General features: G+C 60.8%; 24 protein-coding genes. 9 read left to right on the forward strand and 15 right to left on the reverse strand.

All coding sequences use genetic code 11. The features are described from left to right. Nucleotides 1-37: 37 nt before the first annotated feature. From rhtB to ACGJAX_RS05175, 3 genes are all read right to left on the reverse strand, one after another. Complete coding sequence (rhtB, locus tag ACGJAX_RS05165) at nt 38-670, reverse strand: homoserine/homoserine lactone efflux protein (protein ID WP_247255313.1); 633 nt, start codon at nt 668-670, stop codon at nt 38-40. A gap of 115 nt (nt 671-785) precedes the next feature. Further along, nucleotides 786-1,367 (reverse strand): mechanosensitive ion channel family protein, encoded by a 582-nt coding sequence (locus tag ACGJAX_RS05170; protein ID WP_090326486.1) that lies wholly within the window; start codon nt 1,365-1,367, stop codon nt 786-788. Then, the gene (locus ACGJAX_RS05175; protein WP_390957691.1) at nt 1,367-3,277 is read right to left on the reverse strand and encodes an ATP-binding cassette domain-containing protein; all 1,911 of its coding nucleotides are present in this window, start codon (nt 3,275-3,277) and stop codon (nt 1,367-1,369) included. Before ACGJAX_RS05175 ends, ACGJAX_RS05170 begins: the two co-directional genes overlap by 1 nt. 50 nt (nt 3,278-3,327) lie before the next feature. Between ACGJAX_RS05175 and ACGJAX_RS05180 the strand changes: the two genes are divergently transcribed. Continuing rightward, nucleotides 3,328-3,792 carry a TIGR02444 family protein gene (locus ACGJAX_RS05180; protein ID WP_390957693.1) on the forward strand — a complete coding sequence of 155 codons (465 nt, stop codon included), beginning with the start codon at nt 3,328-3,330 and terminating at the stop codon, nt 3,790-3,792. On the opposite strand, the gene ACGJAX_RS05185 is transcribed toward ACGJAX_RS05180, so the two are convergent. Further along, entirely contained in the window at nt 3,789-4,934 is a 1,146-nt protein-coding gene (locus tag ACGJAX_RS05185) for an AlgP family protein (RefSeq protein ID WP_390957695.1), read from the reverse strand. The two genes, ACGJAX_RS05180 and ACGJAX_RS05185, sit on opposite strands and share 4 nt — an antisense overlap. A 192-nt stretch (nt 4,935-5,126) precedes the next feature. Between ACGJAX_RS05185 and ACGJAX_RS05190 the strand changes: the two genes are divergently transcribed. Then, complete coding sequence (locus tag ACGJAX_RS05190; protein WP_090326496.1) at nt 5,127-5,792, forward strand: FKBP-type peptidyl-prolyl cis-trans isomerase; 666 nt, start codon at nt 5,127-5,129, stop codon at nt 5,790-5,792. Between the two features lie 60 nt (nt 5,793-5,852). Here the strand turns inward: ACGJAX_RS05190 and rsd are convergent, their stop codons facing one another. The 7 genes from rsd to ACGJAX_RS05225 all read right to left on the reverse strand — a co-directional run bounded on the left by rsd (nt 5,853) and on the right by ACGJAX_RS05225 (nt 12,254). Further along, nucleotides 5,853-6,311: a sigma D regulator gene (gene rsd, locus ACGJAX_RS05195; RefSeq protein ID WP_090326498.1), complete on the reverse strand. Its 459-nt coding sequence runs from the start codon at nt 6,309-6,311 to the stop codon at nt 5,853-5,855. Nucleotides 6,312-6,488: 177 nt separating this feature from the next. Beyond that, nucleotides 6,489-7,040: a disulfide bond formation protein B gene (locus ACGJAX_RS05200; protein WP_247255309.1), complete on the reverse strand. Its 552-nt coding sequence runs from the start codon at nt 7,038-7,040 to the stop codon at nt 6,489-6,491. Nucleotides 7,041-7,269: 229 nt separating this feature from the next. After that, the gene (locus ACGJAX_RS05205; protein WP_390957698.1) at nt 7,270-8,508 is read right to left on the reverse strand and encodes a heme biosynthesis HemY N-terminal domain-containing protein; all 1,239 of its coding nucleotides are present in this window, start codon (nt 8,506-8,508) and stop codon (nt 7,270-7,272) included. Then, nucleotides 8,505-9,647 carry a uroporphyrinogen-III C-methyltransferase gene (locus tag ACGJAX_RS05210; RefSeq protein WP_390957700.1) on the reverse strand — a complete coding sequence of 381 codons (1,143 nt, stop codon included), beginning with the start codon at nt 9,645-9,647 and terminating at the stop codon, nt 8,505-8,507. Before ACGJAX_RS05210 ends, ACGJAX_RS05205 begins: the two co-directional genes overlap by 4 nt. 16 nt (nt 9,648-9,663) lie before the next feature. Next, the gene (locus tag ACGJAX_RS05215; protein WP_390957702.1) at nt 9,664-10,431 is read right to left on the reverse strand and encodes a uroporphyrinogen-III synthase; all 768 of its coding nucleotides are present in this window, start codon (nt 10,429-10,431) and stop codon (nt 9,664-9,666) included. After that, nucleotides 10,428-11,369 (reverse strand): hydroxymethylbilane synthase, encoded by a 942-nt coding sequence (gene hemC / locus ACGJAX_RS05220; RefSeq protein WP_390957704.1) that lies wholly within the window; start codon nt 11,367-11,369, stop codon nt 10,428-10,430. The genes ACGJAX_RS05215 and hemC overlap by 4 nt, the downstream gene beginning before the upstream one ends. Before the next feature lie 138 nt (nt 11,370-11,507). Beyond that, complete coding sequence (locus tag ACGJAX_RS05225) at nt 11,508-12,254, reverse strand: LytTR family DNA-binding domain-containing protein (RefSeq protein ID WP_090326516.1); 747 nt, start codon at nt 12,252-12,254, stop codon at nt 11,508-11,510. A gap of 455 nt (nt 12,255-12,709) precedes the next feature. Here ACGJAX_RS05225 and argH point away from each other — a divergent pair, with 455 nt between their 5' ends. After that, on the forward strand, nt 12,710-14,104 hold the full coding sequence (gene argH / locus ACGJAX_RS05230) for an argininosuccinate lyase (protein WP_047534921.1): 1,395 nt from the start codon (nt 12,710-12,712) through the stop codon (nt 14,102-14,104). A gap of 134 nt (nt 14,105-14,238) precedes the next feature. Here the strand turns inward: argH and ACGJAX_RS05235 are convergent, their stop codons facing one another. Then, the gene (locus tag ACGJAX_RS05235) at nt 14,239-14,898 is read right to left on the reverse strand and encodes a glutathione S-transferase N-terminal domain-containing protein (RefSeq protein ID WP_390957707.1); all 660 of its coding nucleotides are present in this window, start codon (nt 14,896-14,898) and stop codon (nt 14,239-14,241) included. A gap of 124 nt (nt 14,899-15,022) precedes the next feature. Here ACGJAX_RS05235 and ACGJAX_RS05240 point away from each other — a divergent pair, with 124 nt between their 5' ends. The 3 genes from ACGJAX_RS05240 to ACGJAX_RS05250 all read left to right on the forward strand — a co-directional run bounded on the left by ACGJAX_RS05240 (nt 15,023) and on the right by ACGJAX_RS05250 (nt 18,751). Further along, entirely contained in the window at nt 15,023-15,307 is a 285-nt protein-coding gene (locus ACGJAX_RS05240) for a hypothetical protein (RefSeq protein ID WP_090326520.1), read from the forward strand. A 158-nt stretch (nt 15,308-15,465) separates the two neighbouring features. After that, nucleotides 15,466-15,711: a TIGR02647 family protein gene (locus tag ACGJAX_RS05245; protein ID WP_247255303.1), complete on the forward strand. Its 246-nt coding sequence runs from the start codon at nt 15,466-15,468 to the stop codon at nt 15,709-15,711. A 193-nt stretch (nt 15,712-15,904) separates the two neighbouring features. Continuing rightward, nucleotides 15,905-18,751, forward strand: coding sequence for a class I adenylate cyclase (locus tag ACGJAX_RS05250; RefSeq protein WP_390957709.1), 2,847 nt, complete (start codon nt 15,905-15,907; stop codon nt 18,749-18,751). Between the two features lie 7 nt (nt 18,752-18,758). Here ACGJAX_RS05250 and rnk read toward each other — a convergent pair whose 3' ends face one another. The 3 genes from rnk to cyaY all read right to left on the reverse strand — a co-directional run bounded on the left by rnk (nt 18,759) and on the right by cyaY (nt 19,874). Continuing rightward, the gene (gene rnk / locus ACGJAX_RS05255; protein WP_390957711.1) at nt 18,759-19,169 is read right to left on the reverse strand and encodes a nucleoside diphosphate kinase regulator; all 411 of its coding nucleotides are present in this window, start codon (nt 19,167-19,169) and stop codon (nt 18,759-18,761) included. A gap of 152 nt (nt 19,170-19,321) precedes the next feature. Next, complete coding sequence (locus tag ACGJAX_RS05260; RefSeq protein WP_390957713.1) at nt 19,322-19,537, reverse strand: DUF1289 domain-containing protein; 216 nt, start codon at nt 19,535-19,537, stop codon at nt 19,322-19,324. Between the two features lie 4 nt (nt 19,538-19,541). Further along, nucleotides 19,542-19,874, reverse strand: coding sequence for an iron donor protein CyaY (cyaY, locus tag ACGJAX_RS05265; protein ID WP_090326534.1), 333 nt, complete (start codon nt 19,872-19,874; stop codon nt 19,542-19,544). 307 nt (nt 19,875-20,181) lie between these two features. Between cyaY and ACGJAX_RS05270 the strand changes: the two genes are divergently transcribed. The 3 genes from ACGJAX_RS05270 to dapF are packed head-to-tail and all read left to right on the forward strand — an operon-like array spanning nt 20,182 to nt 22,447. Continuing rightward, the gene (locus ACGJAX_RS05270) at nt 20,182-20,355 is read left to right on the forward strand and encodes an LPS translocon maturation chaperone LptM (RefSeq protein WP_090326537.1); all 174 of its coding nucleotides are present in this window, start codon (nt 20,182-20,184) and stop codon (nt 20,353-20,355) included. A gap of 9 nt (nt 20,356-20,364) precedes the next feature. After that, nucleotides 20,365-21,612 carry a diaminopimelate decarboxylase gene (gene lysA, locus ACGJAX_RS05275; RefSeq protein WP_090326539.1) on the forward strand — a complete coding sequence of 416 codons (1,248 nt, stop codon included), beginning with the start codon at nt 20,365-20,367 and terminating at the stop codon, nt 21,610-21,612. Between the two features lie 4 nt (nt 21,613-21,616). Continuing rightward, on the forward strand, nt 21,617-22,447 hold the full coding sequence (dapF, locus tag ACGJAX_RS05280; protein ID WP_248914533.1) for a diaminopimelate epimerase: 831 nt from the start codon (nt 21,617-21,619) through the stop codon (nt 22,445-22,447). The last annotated feature ends 2 nt before the right edge of the window (nt 22,448-22,449 follow it).

Below are 22,449 nucleotides of genomic sequence, written 5' to 3' on the forward strand. Positions count from 1 at the left end.
GCGACCTGCAAAGGTCGCCTTTTTTGTCAACGTGGGGTTAAACGACGGCTTTGCGCAGGGTCGCCATGAAGGCCGCCGCTCCAATGAACAAGCCGGCAAAGGTCCTGTTCATGCGTTTCTGCTGCTTGGGCGTGCGCAACATTCGCAGCACCCTGGATGCCAACCCGGTGTAACCGGCCATGACGATCAGGTCGACGCAGATCATGGTTACACCAATGATCAGGTACTGCGCCAGCAGCGGCGCGTGGGGGTCGATGAACTGCGGCAGCACCGCCAACATGAACACCAACGCCTTGGGGTTGCTGATGTTGACCAGGAACCCACGGAATATCAGCACCAGCGGTTTGCCGATCGGGCGCACGGCGGCGTTATCGCTCATGTCGCTGGGCAACGCACGCCATTGTTTGATCGCGAGATAGACCAGATACGCCACACCGAACCATTTGATTGCGTAGAACGCGGTCGCCGACGCCGTGAGAATCGCGCCCACACCGGCGCCGACAATCGCGATCTGCAGCGCCAGCCCCAATTGCAGGCCAAGAGCATTCCAGTACCCGCGCCAGAAACCGTATTGCAGGCCGCTGGACATCGACGCAATGGCGCCCGCACCAGGAGACAGGCTGATCACCCAGCAGGCGGCGAAAAACGCCAACCATGTTTGAAGCTCCATCGCACACCTCGACTCAGACTCGTAACAGACGTCTAAGCTAATGCGGCTTTGGCCCGATGACCACCGATTTTTTGTAGGACATGACGACTGCCGACCAGCGCGGCCGGTGTCTCGGCTACTTTTCGAAACCGCTCGAAGGAAAGACATCACTGCCGCGCCAGCGTCGAACCGAACGCTGGAAAAACAGGCTGTTGGGCACTTGCACCATGGCACTGCCGGTTCCGAGCTCTTCGGCCTCGATCAATGTGGTGTAAAGCAAATTGATCGCTACTACCCGGCCTTTGACCCCGGGCTTGTCGGTGGTGTCCACCAGCTCGACCACATCGCCGAGGCGGAAGGGGCCGACCGTGAAGATCAGAATCGCGCAGAGCAGGTTGGAGAGCACGCTCCACATGGCGAAAAACGCCACCGCTGCCACCGCGACGAATCCGGACAGCGCGGTCCAGAGCACCGTGGCCGAAACCCCGAGACGCTCCAGCACGAAAATCAGCGCGCTGCCCATGATCAGCCAGCGCAGGCCGCCGCGCAGCGGCATCAGCAATTGTGGCGGAAACGGGTAGCGCTCACCGAGACGGTTCAGGCATTTCGCGACGAAGCGCTGGGTGAAGTAACCGGCCAGCAGGATCAACAGGATTTGCGCACCGAGCCAGATCGGCTCGACCCACACTGCCGGCAACGGTAACTTGAGGGCGTCCATCAGGACAGCGCCTCCAGCTCCGCCTGCATGCTTTCCAACAGTTCCAGGGCTTCCATCCAGGCTTCTTCCAGCTCGGCCTCACGCACCTTCAACTTGGCCTGTTCGGCCAACAGATCACGCAATTCGTTCTTGCGCGCCGGTTCGTAGATATCGCTGTCACCGAGACTGGCATCGATCTTCGCCAGTTTCTCGTGGAGCTTGCCCAGTTCGGCTTCGAGCTTGTCGGCCTCGCGCTTGTGCGGTGCCAGTTGCTGACGCAACGCCGCCGCAGCCTGACGCTGGGCTTTCTTGTCGGTCTTGTCCGGATTGACCGGCGTGTTGCTGACCGGGGCATTGCGCTGACGGTACTCCACCAGCCAACGGGTGTAGTCCTCCAGATCACCGTCGAATTCTTCGACCTTGCCATCGGCGACCAGATAGAAATTGTCGGTGGTGCTTTTGAGCAAATGACGGTCGTGGGAAACCACCAGTACCGCGCCACTGAACTCCTGCAGGGCCATGGTCAGCGCCAGGCGCATTTCCAGATCCAGGTGGTTGGTTGGTTCGTCGAGCAGCAACAGGTTCGGTCGGTCCCAGGCGATCAGCGCCAACGCCAGACGCGCCTTCTCGCCACCGGAGAAATTCAGCACGGGCTCATCGATCCGCGCACCACGGAAGTCGAAGCCGCCGAGGAAGTCACGCAGGGTCTGCTCGCGCTCGGTCGGTGCCAGGCGCTGCAAGTGCAGCAACGGGCTGGCCTTCGAGTCCAGGGAATCCAACTGATGCTGGGCGAAGTAACCGACAACCGTGTTCTCGCCACGGGTCAAGCGACCGGCCAGCGGCGTGAGCTCACCCGCAAGGTTCTTGATCAGGGTCGATTTGCCGGCGCCATTGGGGCCAAGCAGGCCGATCCGTGCGCCAGGCGTCAGTTGCAGCTTGACCTTCTCCAGCACCGCCTTCTCGCCATAACCCAGTCGGGCATCGGACAGGTTGATCAGCGGGCTGGAGATTTTCTGCGATTCGCGGAAGACGAAGTCGAACGGCGAGTCGACGTGGGCCGCGGTCAGCTCTTCCATCCGTTCCAGCGCCTTGATCCGGCTCTGGGCCTGGCGGGCCTTGGTGGCCTGGGCCTTGAAACGGGCGATGTAGCTTTCCATGTGCGCACGTTGCGCCTGCTGCTTCTCGTAAGCCTGTTGTTGCTGGGCCAGGCGTTCGGCGCGAGCGCGTTCGAAGGCGCTGTAGCCACCGCGATACAGGGTGATCTTGCGTTGATCGACGTGAGCCACGTGATCGACCACGGCATCGAGGAAATCCCGGTCGTGGGAAATCAGCATCAAGGTGCCGGGATAGCTTTTGAGCCACTCTTCCAGCCAGATGATGGCGTCGAGGTCCAAGTGGTTGGTCGGTTCGTCGAGCAGCAACAGGTCCGAGGGGCACATCAATGCCTGCGCCAGGTTCAGACGCATCCGCCAGCCACCGGAGAAATCACCGACTTGCCGGTCCATTTGCTCGTTGGTGAATCCAAGGCCCGCCAGCAGCTTGCGGGCACGGGCATCGGCGGTGTAGCCGTCGGCACTGTCGAGTTCCGAGTGTAGACGGGCCTGAGCGGCACCGTCATGGGCCGCTTCGGCTGCAGCGAGGTCGCGTTGCACCTGACGCAGGCGCAGGTCGCCATCGAGCACGTAGTCGACCGCCAGGCGTTCGAGCGTATCGACTTCCTGGCGCATGTGGGCGATACGCCAGTCGGCCGGCAGGAAGCAATCACCCGAGTCCGGGTGCAGCTCACCCCGAAGCAAGGCGAACAGGCTCGATTTGCCGGCGCCGTTGGCACCGATGAGGCCGGCTTTCTGGCCGGCGTGCAGCGTCAACTCGGCGTCTTCTAGCAGACGTTGCGGGCCACGCTGTAAAGTCAGGTTCTGAAGTCGAATCATAATGGCGGCGGAGTCTACCAGCTTCGCTCGCAACTGGCGCGAGTAGCACTATGTCCTCTGACCTGTGGAGCTTTTCCCTGAGCACTTATGCCCGTCCGGGCGTTGAACAGGCGTGCCTGCAATTGCAGTCGGCGGGTGTCAACGTGTGCCTGCTGCTCTGCGCGGCCTGGCTGGGACGGCGAGGGGTCGCCTGCAATGGGCAACGCCTGCAGCAACTACGCAGCGTGGTTGAGCCGTGGGACAGCGATGTCGTGCAACCGCTGCGGGCATTACGCATGCAATGGAAAGCCATCGCCATGAATGACGCTGAACTGAATGCACTGCGCGAACAGGTGAAGACCCTGGAGCTGGAAGCCGAGCGACATCTGTTGCTACGACTGGAGCGATCGGCACAAGGTTGGCCGCAGGAAGAAGTGACCGATCTGTCGGTCTGGCTCGAAGGTGTCACGGCGGGCGCCGCTCACCTGGACCGCGACGCGCTGCATCAGCTGCGCGTCGCGGTATCCGGCACTTAGGAAGCGCTGGTTGGGCTGGAGGTGGTTGCGCTCGGAGCAGCGGCCGGCGTTGGCGCTGGCGCGACTGTCGAGGGGGTGGCTGCCGGAGCAGGTGTGGCGGCTGCAGCCGGGACGGCTGGCTTGGCAACTGGCGCGGCGGCCGGCTTGGCGGCAACCGGTTTTTTCACGGCTGGTTTGGCAGCAGGTTTGGCGGCTGGCTTAGCGGCAGGCTTGGCTGCAGCTGGCTTGGCAGCGGGTTTTGCTGCGGCGGGTTTTGCTGCACTGGCCGTGGCAGGTTTGGCGGCAGCGGCAGGTTTCGCCGCAGCAGGTTTGGCGGCTGGTTTAGCCGTCGTTTTTGCAGCAGGTTTTGCCGCTGGCTTGGCAGCGGGTTTAGCTGCGACAGGTTTAGCGGCTGGCTTGGCAGCAGGTTTCGCCGCTGCGGTTTTGGCTGCAGGTTTAGCGGCGGTTTTTGCCGCTGGTTTTGCCGCTGGTTTCGCTGCAGCAGTTTTCGCTACGGCTGGTTTGGCAGCAGCTGTTTTTGCAGCAGCCGGTTTGGCCGCAGCCGGTTTGGCGGCGGTTGTTTTAGCTGCCGGTTTGGCAGCGCTGGCCGCGACGGTTTTTTTCGCCGCAGGTTTTGCAGCAGGCTTGGCTGCGGCTTTCACCGGTGCCTTGGCAACCGGTTTGGCGGCAGGCTTGGCCGGTGCTTTTGCAGCAACCGGTTTGGCAGCGGCTTTCTTCGCAGGGGCCGCAGCAGACTTGGCCGCACGCAGGGACAATGCCTTGCCGACAGCCTCTTGAACACGACCAACGCCCTGGGCCAGTTTCAGGCTTTCTTGAGCGTCGCGCTTGAGTTGCAGGATGTAGCCGCGAGTGTCCGACTGACGCTCCTTGAGGGCATCAAGCAGGTCCTCGAGTTCCTTCACGGCGTCCTTCGCTTTGGCTTGTGCCTTGGCCTTGCCGGCCGATGCAGCGTCCTGCAATTTGGTGCGGGCGTTGTGCAATTTTTCCTGCGCTTTTCCGCGCTGCTTTTCCAGCTTGGCGAGCAGTTTTTCAGCATCAGCCAGTGCTTCGGAACAAGCGGTTTCCAGATGCTCGAGCAAGCTGCCCGAGAGTTGTTGAAGTAAGTGCAACGGGGTATTTACAGGCTTCTTGGTGGCCGACATGGTTTACCTCCTGGCTGACGTGGGTGCGGCTCATACTAGACCTCTGCTGCTACCGCCGCTAGGGCATCTTGACAGTATCCAGAGCGTTGCGTTGCAACGAATCGAAAATGTTCTGCTCTTGCGTAAAAGCAGTTCACCGTTGAATGCATTCGCACTGGCATAATCGCCCGCATCTCAGGTTGGAGGGTGCCCATGTCGCGCTACTTTTTTTTATCGCTGTGCGTGATTTTTTCCACTGCCCACGCGGCCGAAAAAACCCAGGAAAATGACGCTCACGATCTGGCTTACAGTCTGGGTGCGAGCCTCGGCGAACGCCTGCGCCAGGAGGTCCCCGATCTGCAACTGCAGGCGCTCGTCGAAGGTTTGCAGCAAGCCTATCAAGGCAAGCCTCTGGCTTTGAAAGACGAGCAGATCGAACAGATCCTGAATGAGCACGAAGCCCGGGTCGCCATGCAAACGCCTGCGCCCCGAAGCGAAGTGGCCCTGGAAAAAGAGCAGCGCTTTCTCGCCGAGGAAAAAGCCAAGCCCGGTGTTCGTGAACTGGCAGATGGAATACTGCTGACAGAACTGACGCCAGGCACTGGCGCCAAGGCCGGGCCCAACGGCAAGGTGCAGGTGCTGTATATCGGTCGCCTTCCCGACGGCACGGTGTTCGACCAGAACAGCCAGCCACAATGGTTCAGTCTCGATAGCGTGATCAGCGGATGGCGCAGTGCGCTGCAGCAAATGCCGGTCGGTGCGAAATGGCGCCTGGTGATTCCATCGGCGCAAGCCTATGGCGCCGATGGTGCCGGCGACTTGATCGCGCCGTTTACACCGCTGGTGTTCGAAGTCGAACTGCGTGGTGCCACTGGCTGAATGGCAGAAACGAAAAACGGTGCGCAAAGCGCACCGTTTTTGGTATTGCGAGGAGAGACTTCAGGCTTGAACCGAGTCTTCTGCCTTGTGAGCGGTGTGCAGAACTTCGATCAGGCAATCTTCCAGTTCGAAGCGCTCATGCAACAGACCACCCAGCTCCTTGAATTTCTCTGCAACGCACTTGCCTGCATCGCACAGGTCGTTGAACGCGAGCAGTTTCTCGGTGATGACGTCGATGCGCGGGTAGAGGGTCTCAGCCAGCTCCAGACCACGCTTGTCATTGAAAGCCTTGGCTTCACCGGTCAGCTGTTCGTAGATCTCGAAATGCCCGGCGGACACGTAATCAACCAGCACACCGCAGAATTCCTGCAAAGGTTTGCGGTTTTCCCCCAGAGCCTCGGGCCTGGCACCGAGCGCATCATAGGCACGAACCAGTTCGTGACGTTCCTGCAACCAACGATCGATCAGCAGATGTACTCCACCCCAACGTTCCTGAGCATTCTGACAACTTTCGAGCATGGCGATCTCTCTTCCCTTGTGGGTCATGCTGCCCTACACCCGTCATACTCTTGAAGGTCAAGAATCGGCCAGGCAGAGCGTCATCGAGCAACATAATTCCAATGACACGTGCGGGCCAGATTATGCCCGCACGACTGTGGCTTCAAGGTACGCAGGCGATAAAGTTCATACAAGTGTTTAATCACCCACCAGGGCCTGGTGCGACGACTCGTCGCTGAGCGGTCGCCGAACGGCGGTCCAGACATGATGCAGCAGTTGATAACCCGCCAGAATCATCATCGCGACGAAGAACAGCAGACTCCACTCCGGGATGCTCAAGTCAAACAGCGTCCAGGAGATTTGTGCGCAGTCGATGGTGCCTTTGAACATCTGCTGCAAGATGCACGTCCAGGGCGCGCTGGCGAACAGGTCACTCAAATTGGGCGCACAGGTCGACAATTGCTGCGCCGGATCACTTTGCAGCAACACCTGTCGCCATGCCAGGACAGTGCCGACCAGGCTACTGATCAGTCCGAGCAGCCAATACAGGAAAGAACCGAAGCGACCGGGACCATGCACTGAAGCCATCAGGCAGAAGCCTGTCAGCAGTGCCAGGCAAAACCGTTGCAACAAGCACAAGCCACATGGCTTTAGGCCGACGACGTATTCAAGGTAATAGGACACGCCCAGGACCAGGGTGCCCGCAATGAAGACCATGAAAAACAGAGAACGTGAGCAGGCCATAGGCATGGCTTTTCCGTAACAGTGAGGACCGACGGCTGCGGTAGAGGAAAGCGCGACAGCCTTTCAAGGCAGGTTGGCAGGGACACTTCAGCAAGAGTGTAGGGAATTCCCGACAGAAAACAGAGGATCAGATGTAGTCGCTTGTAGGATTCTGCTGAAGCCCCATCACGAAAGGAAAATTCCGACAAAAATTTGCACCATCGGATCGCCCCTTCGGGCGACCCTTCACTCACTCTCAAGCGTGAGACGGCACCGGCAGTGGTGCTGCCAACAAACGCTCGTCCAGCAAGCCCAAACCTTCCTGGAACAGCTGATTACTGCGCTCGGTATCCCCCATCTGCGCCAGCAGCCGAGCCAGTTCGGCACAGGCTTCCGGGTTGCGCTGCACGCGCAGACTGCTTTCCAGATAATCCCGCGCCTTGCCCCACAAGCTGCTTTGCAGGCAAAGGCGCCCCAGGGTCAAAAGCAGGCTCGGGTCGGCTGGATGCTCCTTGAGCCAACCTTCAGCCAGTTGCAGCTGACGCGCCGGATCACTGCCACGAACCAAACCGTAGAGCCGCGCCAGGTGACTGTCGTAGTTGCGCTTGAGCGCTGTCCTCAAGACGTCTTCGGCCTCGACCTGAGCCCCCAGTTGGCGCAGTTGTTCGGCATAGGCGAGCACCAGTTGAGGCTCCTGACGCTGGGCCGAACTCAGCTGCTGCCAGGCACGATTGAGCGTCTGCAAGCCGACGGGTCCGTCTGCTTCCTGATGTGCCGCCAGGGACAAGTTCTCTCCCCAGGCACGGCGCTCCAGCTCGGCCAGTTCAGCCGCGGGCAGGACCTTGTCCTTGCGCAACTCCGGCAGCAACCGGATCAACGCCGGCCAGTCGCCCCGCTGCTGATGCAGGCGCTGCAACTGGCGAAGGGTCTGGACGTTATGAGGGTGGCGCTCGTGCATTGCTTGCAGGGTCGCGAGGGCGCCATCGGTGTCACCGCGATCGGTCTGCAATTGCGCGTGGCTCAAGGCGATTGCCAGCTCGGCCTGGGGCTGACGCTCCAACGCACGCTCCAGCAAGTTGTCGCTTTCCTCGTAATGACCTTGTTCGTTCGCGGCACGGGCAGCACCGAGGTAATACAGTAGCGGCTGGCGTTCGGCTTCCGCCGCCCGGGCCAGATGACGCTGCGCGCTGGCCCAGCGACCTTCAGCCAGATCCAGCTGACCATGCTCGATCGCAACCTGCACCCGACGACTGCGATTGCGCCGTGACCATGGGTTGACCACGCCACTGGAAGTCGCCACCAACTCGACCAACGCCTTGATCCCCCAGAACACCAGCCAAAGGACAGCCACCAGGGCCAACGTTGCCCACAGGCTCGATTCGTAGCGAAAGGTCTTGTAGGCGATCAGCACGTAGCCGGAGTGCTCCGCTATCGCCAAGCCCAGCGCGGCGGTCGCGGCGATGACCAGGAACACGATCACATACAGGCGCTTCATGGCGTGGCCTCCTGCGCCGTGTTCGCGGCAGGTTTGGCCATGGGCTTGACCGAGTCTTCGGCATTCACGTTACGCCGCTCCAGATAAGCCTGAACCGCACTCAGCGTGCCGGTCAGATCCGGAGTGACCACGGTGACAGGCTGCTTGCTCAACTCGGCCACCTGTTCAAGCATCACTTTGCTCTGCGGGTTGTCCGGGTTGAAGTTGCCCTTGAGCACATCGCGCGCTTCGTCCAGTGCCTGGGAGTACACTGCCGCCTGCCCATTGAGCGCGGCCCATTGCGCTTGCTCGAGCGTCAGGCTCAGGGCCAGTCGCACCTGGCTCAGGCTCTGCCCGGCCAGTAACGGGCGGACATTTTTATCGGCATTGAAATCGATGCGGATGTAGCGCGAAATCTGATCCCACCATTGGGCCCAACGGCTCGCACCGTCGCCATCGGCGGTGAGGCCGAGCAGCGATTCGCCACGATCCTTGTACTCGGGCGCCAGCTCGGTCAGGCCGACCACCTGCTCACGCAATGCTCCCAGTCGCAGGAACAGTCCGGTGCGATCCGGTTGCTCGGTGCTGCGCAAGGCCACCAGGGTTTTGGCCACTTGCTCGCGGGCGGCGAAGGCACCGGGATCATTTTGTTCGCGCAGAATTTCATCGGCGCCCTGCACCAGGGCCTGGGCACTGCTGATGTCCTGCAAGGCGGAAAGACGCAGGCTGGCCAGACGCAGCAGGTGCTCGGCCTCGGCCAGACGCCAGTCCTTGCGGCTGGCGCCGAGAACGGTTTCCAGACGCTGGTTCAGGCGCTGCTGATCGCCCTGCAACTGAATTACCAGGCGGCTGCGCTCTTCCAGCACATCGGCGCCGGGAAGTTGCTCAAGGCGCGCACTCAGGCGCTGCTCATTGAGCTTCAGGCTTTGCGACTCATCACTCAAAGCCTGCACCTGACTCAGCTGTTGCTGGTTAGTCGCTTGCAGGTGACGCACCTGCCAGACTCCCCAGCCCCCCACCGCGACACCGGCAGCGCCCAACAGCAGCGCGACGATTGCCAGCCCATTGCCTCGGCGCTGCTCTGCAGCGGGTGGTGGAGTTTCAACCGGTGCATCGAGCACTGGCCGGACGTCTTCTTTAGGCAAGGCTGTTTCGCTCACGTATCCATCCTTTGCATTAGAGAACGGGCACGGGGTGCTCCCGTAACGCCGTCAGCAAAGCCGCGGCACTGGCGCCGCGGCAATCCACAACTGTCAGGGCTCCGGCGGCACGTGCCAGCTCGGCGACCCTGGGGCTTGGTACAAACAACGGCAATCGTGCCAACCGTGGCCAGGCATCTGCGGCCAATTGATGCAGGTGCTCAAAACCCTGCCCACTGCTGACCACCAGCCCGTTCAGGCGTTCCGCTTCGATCTGCCGTGGCAACGCTGCCGGCAGGTAGTGCGGCAGTTCACGACGGTACAGCTCCAGATACTCGACACTAGCACCTCGCTCGCGCAGGCGCTCTGCCAGCAACTCGCGACCGCCCTCTCCACGCAGGATCAGCACGCGCGGATCAGGCCCGGCGATAGCCTCGCGCAACGACGCGAGTTCAAGCAAGGCTTCGCTGTCGTCGCCCTGCGCCGGAAAGCTCACGTCCAGGCCATGATCGGCAAGGATCTGCGCCGTCGCCGCGCCGACACTGAACCACTGCACATGGGGCGCTGACGAACAAAACCGGTCAAGCAACTCAAGGGCAATCCGGGCGGCTGGCTTGCTGACCACGATCACGGCGCTGTAGCGATCCAGTTCCTGCATCACCTGGCGCATTGTGTCAGAGGCAGGGATCGGCGCTATGTCCAAAAGCGGCAAGCTACTGCTGAAAATCCCCTGTTCGGCCAGCAGATCGCTCAGCGCCGCCGACTCATCCGCCGGACGCGTCAGCAGCAGGCGCCAGCCCGTCACTCGTGACCTGCCTCGCCATAGACCGCTTTGAGAATCTCGTTGGCGCCCTGGCTCAAAAGGTCTTCGGCCACTTGCACACCCAAGGCCTCGGCCTGATCACGCGGCGCGCGAGCTTCGGCATTCAGCAGCAGACCGCCGCTCGGATCCCCCACCAGACCACGCAACCAGATCTGCTCGCCTTCAAGCACGGCATAGCAGGCAATCGGCACCTGGCAGCCGCCATTGAGGTGTTTATTGAGGGAGCGTTCGGCCGTCACGCGGGTGGCGGTGTCCTGGTGATGCAGCGGCGCCAGCAGTGCGTGAATTTCACTGTCTGCACTGCGGCATTCGATGCCCACGGCACCCTGGCCACCGGCGGGCAGGCTGTCGTCGACACTGATGGCCGACGTAATGCGATCTTCGAAGCCCAGGCGAATCAAACCGGCGGATGCAAGGATGATGGCGTCGTATTCACCGGCATCGAGCTTGGCCAGACGAGTGTTGACGTTGCCGCGCAGGAAGCGGATTTCCAGGTCCGGACGACGGGTCAGCAATTGGGCCTGGCGACGCAGGCTCGACGTGCCGACGATGCTGCCTTCGGGCAGCTCATCCAGGCTGGCATAGGTATTGGAGACGAATGCATCGCGCGGGTCTTCGCGCTCGCAGATACAGAACAGCCCCAGGCCTTCGGGGAAGTCCATCGGCACGTCTTTCATGGAATGCACGGCGATGTCGGCTTCGTTTTCCAGCAACGCGGTTTCCAGCTCTTTGACGAACAGCCCCTTGCCACCGATTTTCGACAGCGGCGAGTCAAGCAGCTTGTCGCCGCGACTGACCATCGGGACCAGCGTCACGAGCAGACCGGGATGGGCCTCTTCAAGACGGGCTTTGACATATTCGGCCTGCCACAGGGCGAGAGCACTTTTACGCGTGGCGATGCGGATTTCGCGAGAGGACATGGATCAATCCGTACTGAATAGATACGGCGGATAATAACAGCTCAGCCAAATCCACTTTGACTTGTATCAGATACTACTCGGCCTCCCTGGCCCCGGATTTCCGGCATTCGGGTGTGAAATACGCCTGTAACCGGCGAATTAAAGCTGTTGCATCATTTTCCTAACGCCCGCCACGTGGCGTCGACTGACGATCAAGGCGTCACCGTTCAGGCCTTTGAGGAACAGCTGGAAGTGCCCGAGTGGCGTTCGTTGCAGCCGTTCGATGCGATCACGAGCGACCAGTGCGTTGCGGTGGATCCGCACAAAGCGGTCACCGAACTCGTCCTCGAGGGCCTTGAGCGGCTCATCCAGAAGCACTTCGCCGCTCTCGTGGCGCAAGGTCACGTATTTGTGATCGGCAATGAAGTAGACCACTTGATCCAGCGGAATCAGCTCGATCCCCTTTCGGGTTCGGGCACTGATGTGGCTGCGTGGACCATTGCCGCTTTCGGCGGCCGGGCGGGTCAGGGCCGAGAGTTGAACACGATTGGGTCGCTCGGCTTTCTTTAATGCGTCATGTAAATGTTCGGTTCGCACAGGTTTCACCAGATAGCCTACGGCGCTGGCCTGTAAGGCTTCCACGGCAAATTCATCGGGCCCTGTGCAGAACACCACGGCGGGCGGGGTTTCGCGTTCGCACAATCGCGCGGCCACTTGCAGGCCATCAAGGCCTGGCATGCGGATATCGAGTAGCACGATATCCGGCTTGTGGCTGTCGATCAGTGCCAACGCTTCTTCGCCGTTCGTGGCGCTGGGCTCCAGGACACTGTATCCCTCGAGTTCGCCAACCATTCGGCTCAGGCGCTCGCGGGCTAGGGGGTCGTCATCAACGATCAGGACATTCATATTGCGCTGGATTCCTGCGTGAGTCTCGCACAAGGATAGCGTAGACAGGGTAAGTGACGTCCGTCACCGCGATCCACGCTAAGACTAGCGCGAGCGTCAAAAAGTGCCGCGAGACCGACGGCTAAATTTTCATCCGCCGGGCAATTGGCGGCCCAGGCTCGCATTGGCGACACAGCGCCACAGGGTTTGCTGATACGCAATCTGAACACCCCCTCTTCTTATAGTCCGCTTGCGCACCGAGAAGTGCACTGATCCTACTGTCCAACTGTAGACGGTTGCCGGGACGATATTGCCCAAATGAAAAATATCGTTGAGCCAATTGCACAGGACTTGCCTGGGACAGGCGCTGGCCATGAAAAAACCAGGCGACCAGTGTCAGCGACAGCAATGGCAACCCTGTTATTATCCGCGGCAGCTTTCAACGCCATCTTTCTTCAGCCGATACGAGCGAATTCATGAGCACTGACAAGACCAATCAGTCCTGGGGCGGCCGCTTCAGTGAACCCGTCGACGCCTTCGTCGCCCGCTTCACCGCCTCCGTCACCTTCGACCAGCGCCTGTATCGCCACGACATCATGGGCTCGATCGCCCACGCCACCATGCTGGCCAAGGTCGGCGTGCTCACCGATGCCGAGCGCGACAGCATCATCGATGGCCTGAAGACCATCCAGGGTGAAATCGAGGCCGGCCAGTTCGACTGGCGCATCGACCTCGAAGACGTACACATGAACATCGAGGCGCGCCTGACCGACCGCATCGGCGTGACCGGTAAGAAGTTGCACACCGGACGCAGTCGTAACGACCAGGTCGCCACCGATATCCGCCTTTGGCTTCGCGACGAAATCGACCTGATTCTGGGCGAAATCACCCGCCTGCAAAAAGGCTTGCTGGAACAGGCCGAACGCGAAGCGGGCAGCATCATGCCAGGCTTCACCCACCTGCAGACCGCACAGCCCGTCACCTTCGGGCACCACATGCTGGCCTGGTTCGAAATGCTCAGCCGCGACTACGAGCGTCTTGTCGACTGCCGCAAGCGCACCAACCGTATGCCTCTGGGCAGCGCCGCCCTGGCCGGGACCACGTACCCGATCGACCGTGAATACACCGCCCAATTGCTGGGTTTCGACGCAGTGGGTGGCAACTCGCTGGACAACGTGTCCGATCGTGACTTCGCTATCGAATTCTGCTCGGCCGCCAGCATCGCGATGATGCACCTGTCACGCTTCTCCGAAGAACTGGTGCTGTGGACCAGTGCGCAATTCCAGTTCATCGATCTGCCAGACCGTTTCTGCACCGGCAGTTCGATCATGCCGCAAAAGAAAAACCCGGACGTGCCGGAACTGGTGCGTGGCAAGAGCGGCCGCGTGTTCGGCGCCTTGATGGGCCTGCTGACCCTGATGAAAGGCCAGCCTCTGGCTTACAACAAGGACAACCAGGAAGACAAGGAACCGCTGTTCGACGCCGCCGATACCCTGCGCGACTCGCTACGGGCCTTCGCCGACATGATCCCGGCGATCAAACCCAAGCACGCGATGATGCGCGAAGCGGCACTGCGCGGCTTCTCTACCGCCACTGACCTGGCTGACTACCTGGTCCGCCGTGGTCTGCCGTTCCGTGACTGCCATGAAATCGTTGGCCATGCGGTGAAGTACGGCGTGGAAAGCGGCAAGGACCTGGCGGAGATGAGCCTGGAAGAACTGCGCAAGTTCAGCGACCAGATCGATCAGGACGTTTTCGCAGTACTGACCCTGGAAGGCTCGGTCAACGCCCGTAATCACATCGGCGGCACAGCGCCGGCGCAGGTGAAGGCCGCCGTGGTTCGCGGTCAGGCGTTGCTCGCCAGCCGCTAAAAAGCTTGGCGAGCAGGCTGCACGCCGCCCGCTCGCTGTCACAGGTTTTGTGGCGTTCGCCCGAAGGCGCCACGACACAAAACCTGTGGGAGCGGGCTTGCCCGCGATGGCATTCGCAAGAGTGCTGAAGATTCCTACTTCTTCGCCGCAACCATTGCCATGAACGCCGGCATCGCCGCTTCCCGATCTGCCGCCACTCGCTGCACGTTCGGGTTCTCTCCCAATCGTTCCAGCAGCGCCTTGGCCTGTGGCACTTCAGCCAACAGATCCATCCCGAACAGTTTGTGCGCCACGCCACACGCCAGCGGCACGCTGTACAGGAAATACAAATCCGCCACGCTCAAGCTGTCGCCCGCTACATAGGGGGCGAACTTGCCGTGCCGGCCCAGGGCCGCCACTCCCAGCAGCAACTCGGCCCTGGTCTTTTCCTTGATCGCATCGGGCACTGTCATGCCGAAAAACGCTTCGGCGAAACAGGCGCGCGCCGGCAGTTCGATGTACAACTCGATTTCCCTGGCCAGCGCCAACACCTGCGCGCGCTGGAATGGATCGCTTGGCAGCAGGGGCCTGCCTTGCTGGCTCTGCTCGATATACTCGAGAATCACGCTGGTTTCGTTGATGAAGCCCTGCTCGACCTGCAACACCGGCACCTTGCCGCGCGGACTGATGGCCAGCGCCTCGGCGCTGGTGCCGCCGTAAAACGGCACTTCCTCGAAGGCCAGGCCTTTTTCCAGCAACGCCAGTTTGACCATGTTGTAGTAGTTGCTGACGGAAAATCCATAAAGCTTGATCATCACAGAGCCTCCAGGCCGTGCGGGGTGGGCAGTGCCTGTTTATAGATTGCTCGAGGCTTTCTTGCCAGCAGCATCACGCTGCTGAATGCGGGTAAACTGGCCGCCTTAACTTGAGGAGCCTGCCATGAGCGAGCCTACAGACATCGATAGCGACGAAGAAGAATTCACCGAAAACACCCTGATCGAAGCCATCGAAAACCAGATCGAAAGCGAAAATCCGCCGGCCGCCAAGGCAACCTTCAACAAGCTGACACTGGTGGGCTACGAGAAGGAAGAAATCCTCAACCTGATGGCCCATGTTTTGGCCGTAGAAATCGACGCAATCCTCGAAGAAGACCGCGCGTTCGACACCGAATGGTACGAAGCGGCATTGCGCGCGCTGCCCGAGTTGCCCCCGGAAAAGAAATAACCCCTTCCCCCTGCAGGAGCGAGCCCGCTCCTGCGAGCCCCGGAAACGGGGAAAGCTCACCATGATGAAAAAACCCTGTCGCGAGGGCTGGACATGCCGCACGAGTGGGATCACCTTAGGGGCGCTGTCGTCTAATTCCTAGAAAGTCTGGAGTCCCTATGTCGCTTACCCCTGAGTTGGTTGCCGAACTGGAAATCCTCGCACTCTTCAACCTGGACAGTTCCCAGGAAGGTTTGAAAATTCATCAGACCGCTGCCCCCAAAGCCATTGCCGCTGCCCGTCGCCTGTATGAAAAAGATCTGATCGACCAACCCGATGGCGGCTACCTGACCAGCCTGGGTCGTGACGCCGCGCAAAATGTGCAAACCTTGCTGACCATTCTGAGCGTAAAAGAAACAGCCTGAATTCCATCGCATTGCCCACGGAAACCTCCACCACGGGATTTCCGCGGGCAAACTCTGTGACCTGTAATCGCCACGCGATAAAAATCTGACGCCAGAAAAACAAAATCAGCTTAAATGCCTCCGCGCCAAGGCGCTAAACTGCCCCTCAACCGAGAGCCCCACATCCGAGCCCTGTGAGCCGGTTTGAGCTGACATGACCCGCACCCATGAAATCCGCCCCGATCTGGACGAGGGAATCGACCGCAAGGTTCTCAGCCAACTGCGCGCGCGCTTTCTGAAGCTCAACGATGGCCGCATGGCTCGCGCCATGGAGGGTTTGTCGACCCGCCAGCAAGGGGTGCTGAACCTTCTGCCATTGTTTTTTCATGTCAATCATCCGCTGCTGCCCGGTTACGTTTCCGGTAGCACACCGGCCGGGCTTTCGAATTTCGAGCCGGATGCCAACGCCCTGGCCGAAGCTCAACGCCTGACCCGCTCGTTTTCCTATAAGCCGCGCCACGGCAGCAATCCGCCGCGGCCGATTCACGGCCTGTTCCTGATGGGCAGCCTCGGCACGCTGGCCCAGGCCGATCAGAGCGATATGGACGTGTGGGTCTGCCACAGCCCGGATTTAACCGAGCAGGAACTCGCCGAGCTGCGCAAGAAATGCCAATTGCTCGAAGCATGGGCCGACAGCCAGGGAGCCGAAGCGCACTTTTTCCTGATCGACCCGGTTCGCTTCGTACGCGGCGAACGCGATAGCCAATTGAGTTCGGAAGACTGCGGTACCACCCAGCACTACTTACTGCTGGACGAGTTTTACCGTACCGCGATCTGGCTGGCCGGGCGCACGCCGATCTGGTGGCTGGTGCCCGTCTATGAAGAAGCGAGTTACGACCGCTATACCCACACGCTGATTTCCAAGCGCTTCATCCGCGCTGACGAAACCCTCGACCTGGGGCATCTGGCCTACATTCCGCCCGGTGAATTTATCGGTGCCGGACTCTGGCAACTGTTCAAGGGCATCGAGTCGCCATACAAATCGGTGCTCAAGCTGCTGCTGACCGAGGTTTACGCCAGCGAACACCCCAGGGTCCAGTGCCTGAGCCTGCGTTTCAAGCAAGCCGTGTTCGCCAACCGGCTCGACCTCGACGAGCTGGACCCGTACGTCGTGGTCTACCGGCGCATCGAGGAATACCTCATTGCCCGCAACGAGCCGGAGCGCCTGGAACTGGTGCGTCGCGCGCTTTACCTGAAGGTCAATCGCAAGCTCACCGGCAGCAGCGGTCGAAGCCAGGGCTGGCAACGTTCGCTGCTGGAACGGCTGGCCCACGAATGGCAATGGGACCCACGGCAATTGGCTCTGCTCGACAGCCGCAGTCAGTGGAAAGTCCGCCAGGTCAGCTCGGAGCGCCGGGCCCTGGTCAATGAGCTGAACTACAGCTACCGCTTCCTGACCCAATTTGCCCGTAACGACCAAACCGCCAGTCTGATCAACAAACGCGACCTCAGTGTGCTGGGCCGACGCCTGTATGCCGCCTTCGAGCGCAAGGCGGACAAGGTCGAATTCATCAACCCGGGCATCGCGCCGGACCTGGCCGAAGACACCCTGACACTGGTACATGCTTCGAGCAAAAAGGAATCGGAACCGAGCCAGTGGGCCTTGTACAACGGCAGCCTGACCGCCCTTGAGTGGGAGCACTTCGCCCCGATCAAGCGCAGCCGTCAGTTGCTTGAACTGCTGACCTGGTGCCACCGCAACGGCGTGATCGACAGCAGCACCCGCCTGGCTTTGCACCCCGGAAGCAGCGACCTGAGCGAATTCGAACTGTTCAACCTGCTGGGCAGCCTGCAACAGAGCATTCGCCTGCCGCTGCAGACCGTCGCCGAAGAACCGTTGTTGCGCGCCAGCGTGCCCAGCGAGGTGCTGATCCTGGTGAACGTCGGCGTCGACCCGCTCAAGCACCATCGCGACCTGAACATCCTGATGACCACCGAGCGCACCGACTCCCTGAGCTATGCCGGCGTCAGGGAAAACCTGGTGCTGACCCTGGATCAAGTCACGCTCAATAGCTGGAACGAAGTATTGGTCAATCGCTTCGACGGCCCCCACGCCCTGCTCGACTGCCTGCGCGACTACCTCAACAATCTGCCCAACGGACCGCAGCAGCCCAGGCTGCGGGTGCGGTGCTTCTGCCACAACCGCGCGCAATTCATTGCCCAGCGCGTCGAAGAGATCCTCGAAACGGCGCAGAACCTGCTGCTGAGCAAACTCAATTACCGCTACCTGATTCAGGTCCAGCAGCATTACCACGTACTTGAGCTGATACCCGGCCAGGTCAATCACGTCACCCTGACCACACTGCCTGAGCTGTTCGATTACCTGAGCGAAGACCTGACCCGTTACAGCCCGCTGCACCTTGATCACAAGGCACTGGAAAACCACGATCTGGCAATGCTCCTGCCCATGGGGCAGCCCGACTGCCTCCAGGTGTTTTACCGGGTCAAGGAAGACCAGGCCGAACTGTACGTACTCGATGAATTCAATGCCTTGTGGCAGCAGCGCTTGCCGTGGCATGACGAGCAAAGCCTGCTGGTGCCGCTGCAACGGTTCCTGCAGTCGATCCAGTACCGGCGCGACGCCTTGCTGCCCATGGACGCGGCCCACCCCCTGAGCCTGGATACGTTGTTTTATCAGCTTCTGCCCTCGGGGGCGGGGCGCGCGCGCCAGGTCGAAGCCCGGCCGGCACCGCAAACACCGGCCAACAAACCGTTCTATGACGTGCAGGCGATCATCGGCAAAGCGGCACCGGGCAAGGTACAGGTCACCCTGTATTGCAATCAGCGGGAGTTTTCAGAGCTGGAGCATGGCGACCAACTATTCAGCGTGGTCGCCCGGGAAATCATCGAACAGCGCCGGGAAACCGAGCGATATCGCTGCTACATCACCGACCTTGACCTGACAGGCCTGCTCGGTGATGGGCAGAGTTCAAGCAATTTGTACCTGCGCTACAAGGCCGACCTGGAGCACGCACTGAACGGGGCGCTCGAACAGGTCTGACAGGTTGTCACTCGGGGAAGGCGCCGCCATTGGCAGGCTGCGATTCGACTTCCAGCAGGGTCAGTTTCAGCGTCTTGCCACCCGGCGCCGGCCAGTCGATGTGCTGGCCAACCTTCAGGCCGAGCAACGCGCTGCCCACGGGGGCCAGGATGGAGATCCGGCCTTCGTCGGCGTTGGCATCCTTTGGATAAACCAGGGTCAGGTGGTAATCCTTGCCACTGCTCTCTTCACGGCAATGCACGCGCGAATTCATGGTCACGACATCGGCCGGCACTTCTTCGTGACTGACCAATGTATCGGCGCGGTCCAGCTCGGTTTGCAACGCGATAACGCCCGGCAGCGTTTCATCCAGGCTGTCGATCAGACGCTCCAGACGCTGTACGTCCAGACGGGTAAGGGTGATGGAAGGTGCGGTCATGATCAGGGCAGACTCCTTTCTTCTGCGCGAAAAAAGCAAAACCCCGCCAGAAAAAGGCGGGGTTTTCACGAGCCTCGATGAGTTGAGGCGTATCCGGACACTAACACAGCTCAAAAAATATACAAGTCGCCACCGGGCGGTCATCGCCCTCCCTACAGGGATCGGCGTTGCAGAGCCTGCTCGCAAATCACCCGGCGACGTTCGTCATCCGCCGAGCGCCATTCGCGGATGTCTTCGACGTGGCGAAAACATCCCAGGCAGACTTTTTGCGCGTCCAGCCGACACACGCCGCTGCACGGCGATGGCACCGCCGGGCTGACGTTGCTGTAGAGCGGCTTGGGCGGACGCATGGGCGCTGATTGTGTCACGGCGTTACAGGCCTTCGAAATCGAGTTCGACGTCAGCTTGCGCCTTGACGATGCGCTCAAGCATCTCGCCCAGTTGCTCTTCGCTCTTGTCGCACATCCAGCGCTCGCTCTCTTCGTCGTAATCGAAGTGGAAGCCACCGGACACTGCCGCCAGCCACAACTGACGCAATGGCTCTTGCCGACTGAAAATCAACTGGGTTCCGTTTTCGAACTTGACGGTGAGCACACCGGCCGAGCTTTCCAGATCGATATCCAGGTCGCTGTCGTCAAAGATGTCCTCCAACGTCTGCTGGGTGGCATCGACCAGGTCATGGAAACGCGCTTCGGACAAACTCATTACGGCAACCTCAAAAAGTGTCTGATCAGGCTCAAGCGCCGCAAGATACGACCGAGGCCTCCCGATTGCAAAGGATAACGCCCAGCAACCCCAATCTGTGTGCGAGCCTGCTCGCGATGGCGCCGGCACATTTAACATTATGGTCAACGGAAACACCGCTATCGCGAGCAGTCTCGCTCCCACAAGGATTGCATGATACCGACCGGCATCGGTCCAAGGCCCGCCAGACGGGAGCCCCGTCGCATAGGCAAGCTGCCGGGTGGCCGGTATACTCCGGCGCAATTAATGCATTTTCAAGGATTTCGCCATGAAGCGCCTGATCTCCTCCCTTGCTGCGCTCCTCGCGGTTGCCTGCCTTGTGTCGGCCTGCGGTCAAAAAGGCCCGCTGTACCTGCCTGACGACAACCAGGATCCTGCGGCGCAAGCCCAGTCCTCGCAAAAGCCTGCCTCCAAGGCACACAAGCACGACGTCTACCAATAAGGGAACCTCATGGACGCTTTTAACTACCGTGACGGTGAACTGTTCGCGGAAGGTGTTGCCCTGTCTGCCATCGCCGATCGCTTTGGTACACCGACTTACGTTTACTCCCGTGCCCACATCGAAGCCCAATACCTGGCTTACGCCGATGCACTGGCGGGCATGCCACATCTGGTCTGCTTCGCGGTCAAGGCCAACTCCAACCTGGGTGTACTGAATGTCCTGGCGCGCCTGGGCGCCGGTTTCGACATCGTCTCCCGTGGCGAGCTGGAACGCGTACTCGCCGCCGGCGGCAGCGCCGACAAGATCGTGTTCTCCGGTGTCGGCAAGACCCGTGACGACATGCGTCGCGCCCTGGAAGTCGGCGTGCACTGCTTCAACGTCGAATCCACCGACGAGCTGGAACGCCTGCAAGTGGTTGCCGCTGAACTGGGTGTTCGCGCGCCGATCTCGCTGCGCGTGAATCCGGATGTCGATGCCGGCACTCACCCGTACATTTCCACCGGTCTCAAAGAGAACAAGTTCGGCATCGCCATTGCCGACGCCGAGGACGTGTACGTGCGCGCCGCGCAGCTGCCGAACCTGGAAGTGGTCGGCGTCGACTGCCATATCGGCTCGCAACTGACCACCCTGCCGCCCTTCATCGACGCCCTCGACCGCCTGCTGGGCCTGGTCGACCGTCTCGGCGATTGCGGCATTTACCTGCGCCACATCGATCTCGGTGGCGGCCTGGGCGTGCGTTATCGCGACGAAGAGCCGCCATTGGCTGCCGACTACATCAAGGCCGTGCGCGAACGTCTTGACGGTCGCGACCTGGCGCTGGTGTTCGAGCCGGGCCGCTTCATCGTGGCCAATGCCGGCGTGCTGCTGACTCAGGTCGAGTACCTCAAGCACACCGAACACAAGGATTTCGCCATCGTCGACGCGGCCATGAACGACCTGATCCGCCCGGCGCTGTACCAAGCCTGGATGGACGTCACTGCCGTGCGCCCGCGCAACACGGCCGGTCGCGCCTACGACATCGTCGGCCCGATCTGCGAGACCGGCGACTTCCTGGCCAAGGATCGTGAATTGGCCCTGGAAGAAGGCGATCTGCTGGCCGTGCATTCGGCTGGCGCCTATGGGTTTGTCATGAGCTCCAACTACAACACCCGTGGCCGTGCCGCTGAAGTGTTGGTGGACGGTGATCAGGCATTTGAAGTGCGTCGCCGTGAAACGGTAGCCGAGTTGTTTGCTGGCGAAAGCCTGCTGCCGGAGTAAAACCATGCTGCTGCGTTTTACCAAAATGCACGGCCTGGGCAACGACTTCATGGTCCTCGACCTCGTCAGCCAGCACGCGCATATTCTGCCCAAGCACGCCAAGCTTTGGGGTGACCGGCACACCGGCATCGGTTTCGACCAGCTGCTGATCGTCGAAGCGCCCAGCAACCCGGACGTGGACTTCCGTTATCGGATCTTCAACTCCGACGGCTCTGAAGTGGAACAGTGCGGCAATGGTGCGCGCTGTTTCGCCCGCTTCGTGCTCGACAAGCGCCTGACCGCAAAACGGCAGATCCGCGTCGAAACCAAAAGTGGCATCATCGAGCTGGACGTGCGCAACGACGGGCAGATCGGCGTGAACATGGGCGCCCCGCGCCTGGTACCGGCCGACATCCCGTTCCTGGCACCTGAGCAGGCCCTGAGCTATCAGGTCGACGTCGATGGCACACCCGTGGAACTGGCCGCCGTGTCCATGGGCAATCCCCATGCGGTTCTGCGGGTCAGCGATATCAACAATGCGCCGGTACATGAACTGGGGCCGAAAATCGAACATCACCCGCGCTTTCCGGCACGGGTCAATGTCGGTTTTCTCCAGGTCATCGACCGGGGCCGCGCGCAATTGCGCGTCTGGGAGCGCGGGGCCGGGGAAACCCAGGCTTGCGGTACCGGCGCCTGTGCCGCCGCAGTGGCCGCGATCAGCCAGGGGTGGATGGATTCGCCGCTATTGATCGACCTGCCTGGCGGGCGTCTGTCCATTGAGTGGGCAGGCCCTGGCCACCCGGTATTGATGACCGGCCCGGCAGTCCGTGTATATGAAGGACAAGTGCGTCTTTGAGT

Source organism: Pseudomonas moorei, assembly GCF_042846945.1.
In the GTDB taxonomy this organism is placed as follows: Bacteria; Pseudomonadota; Gammaproteobacteria; order Pseudomonadales; family Pseudomonadaceae; genus Aquipseudomonas; species Aquipseudomonas moorei.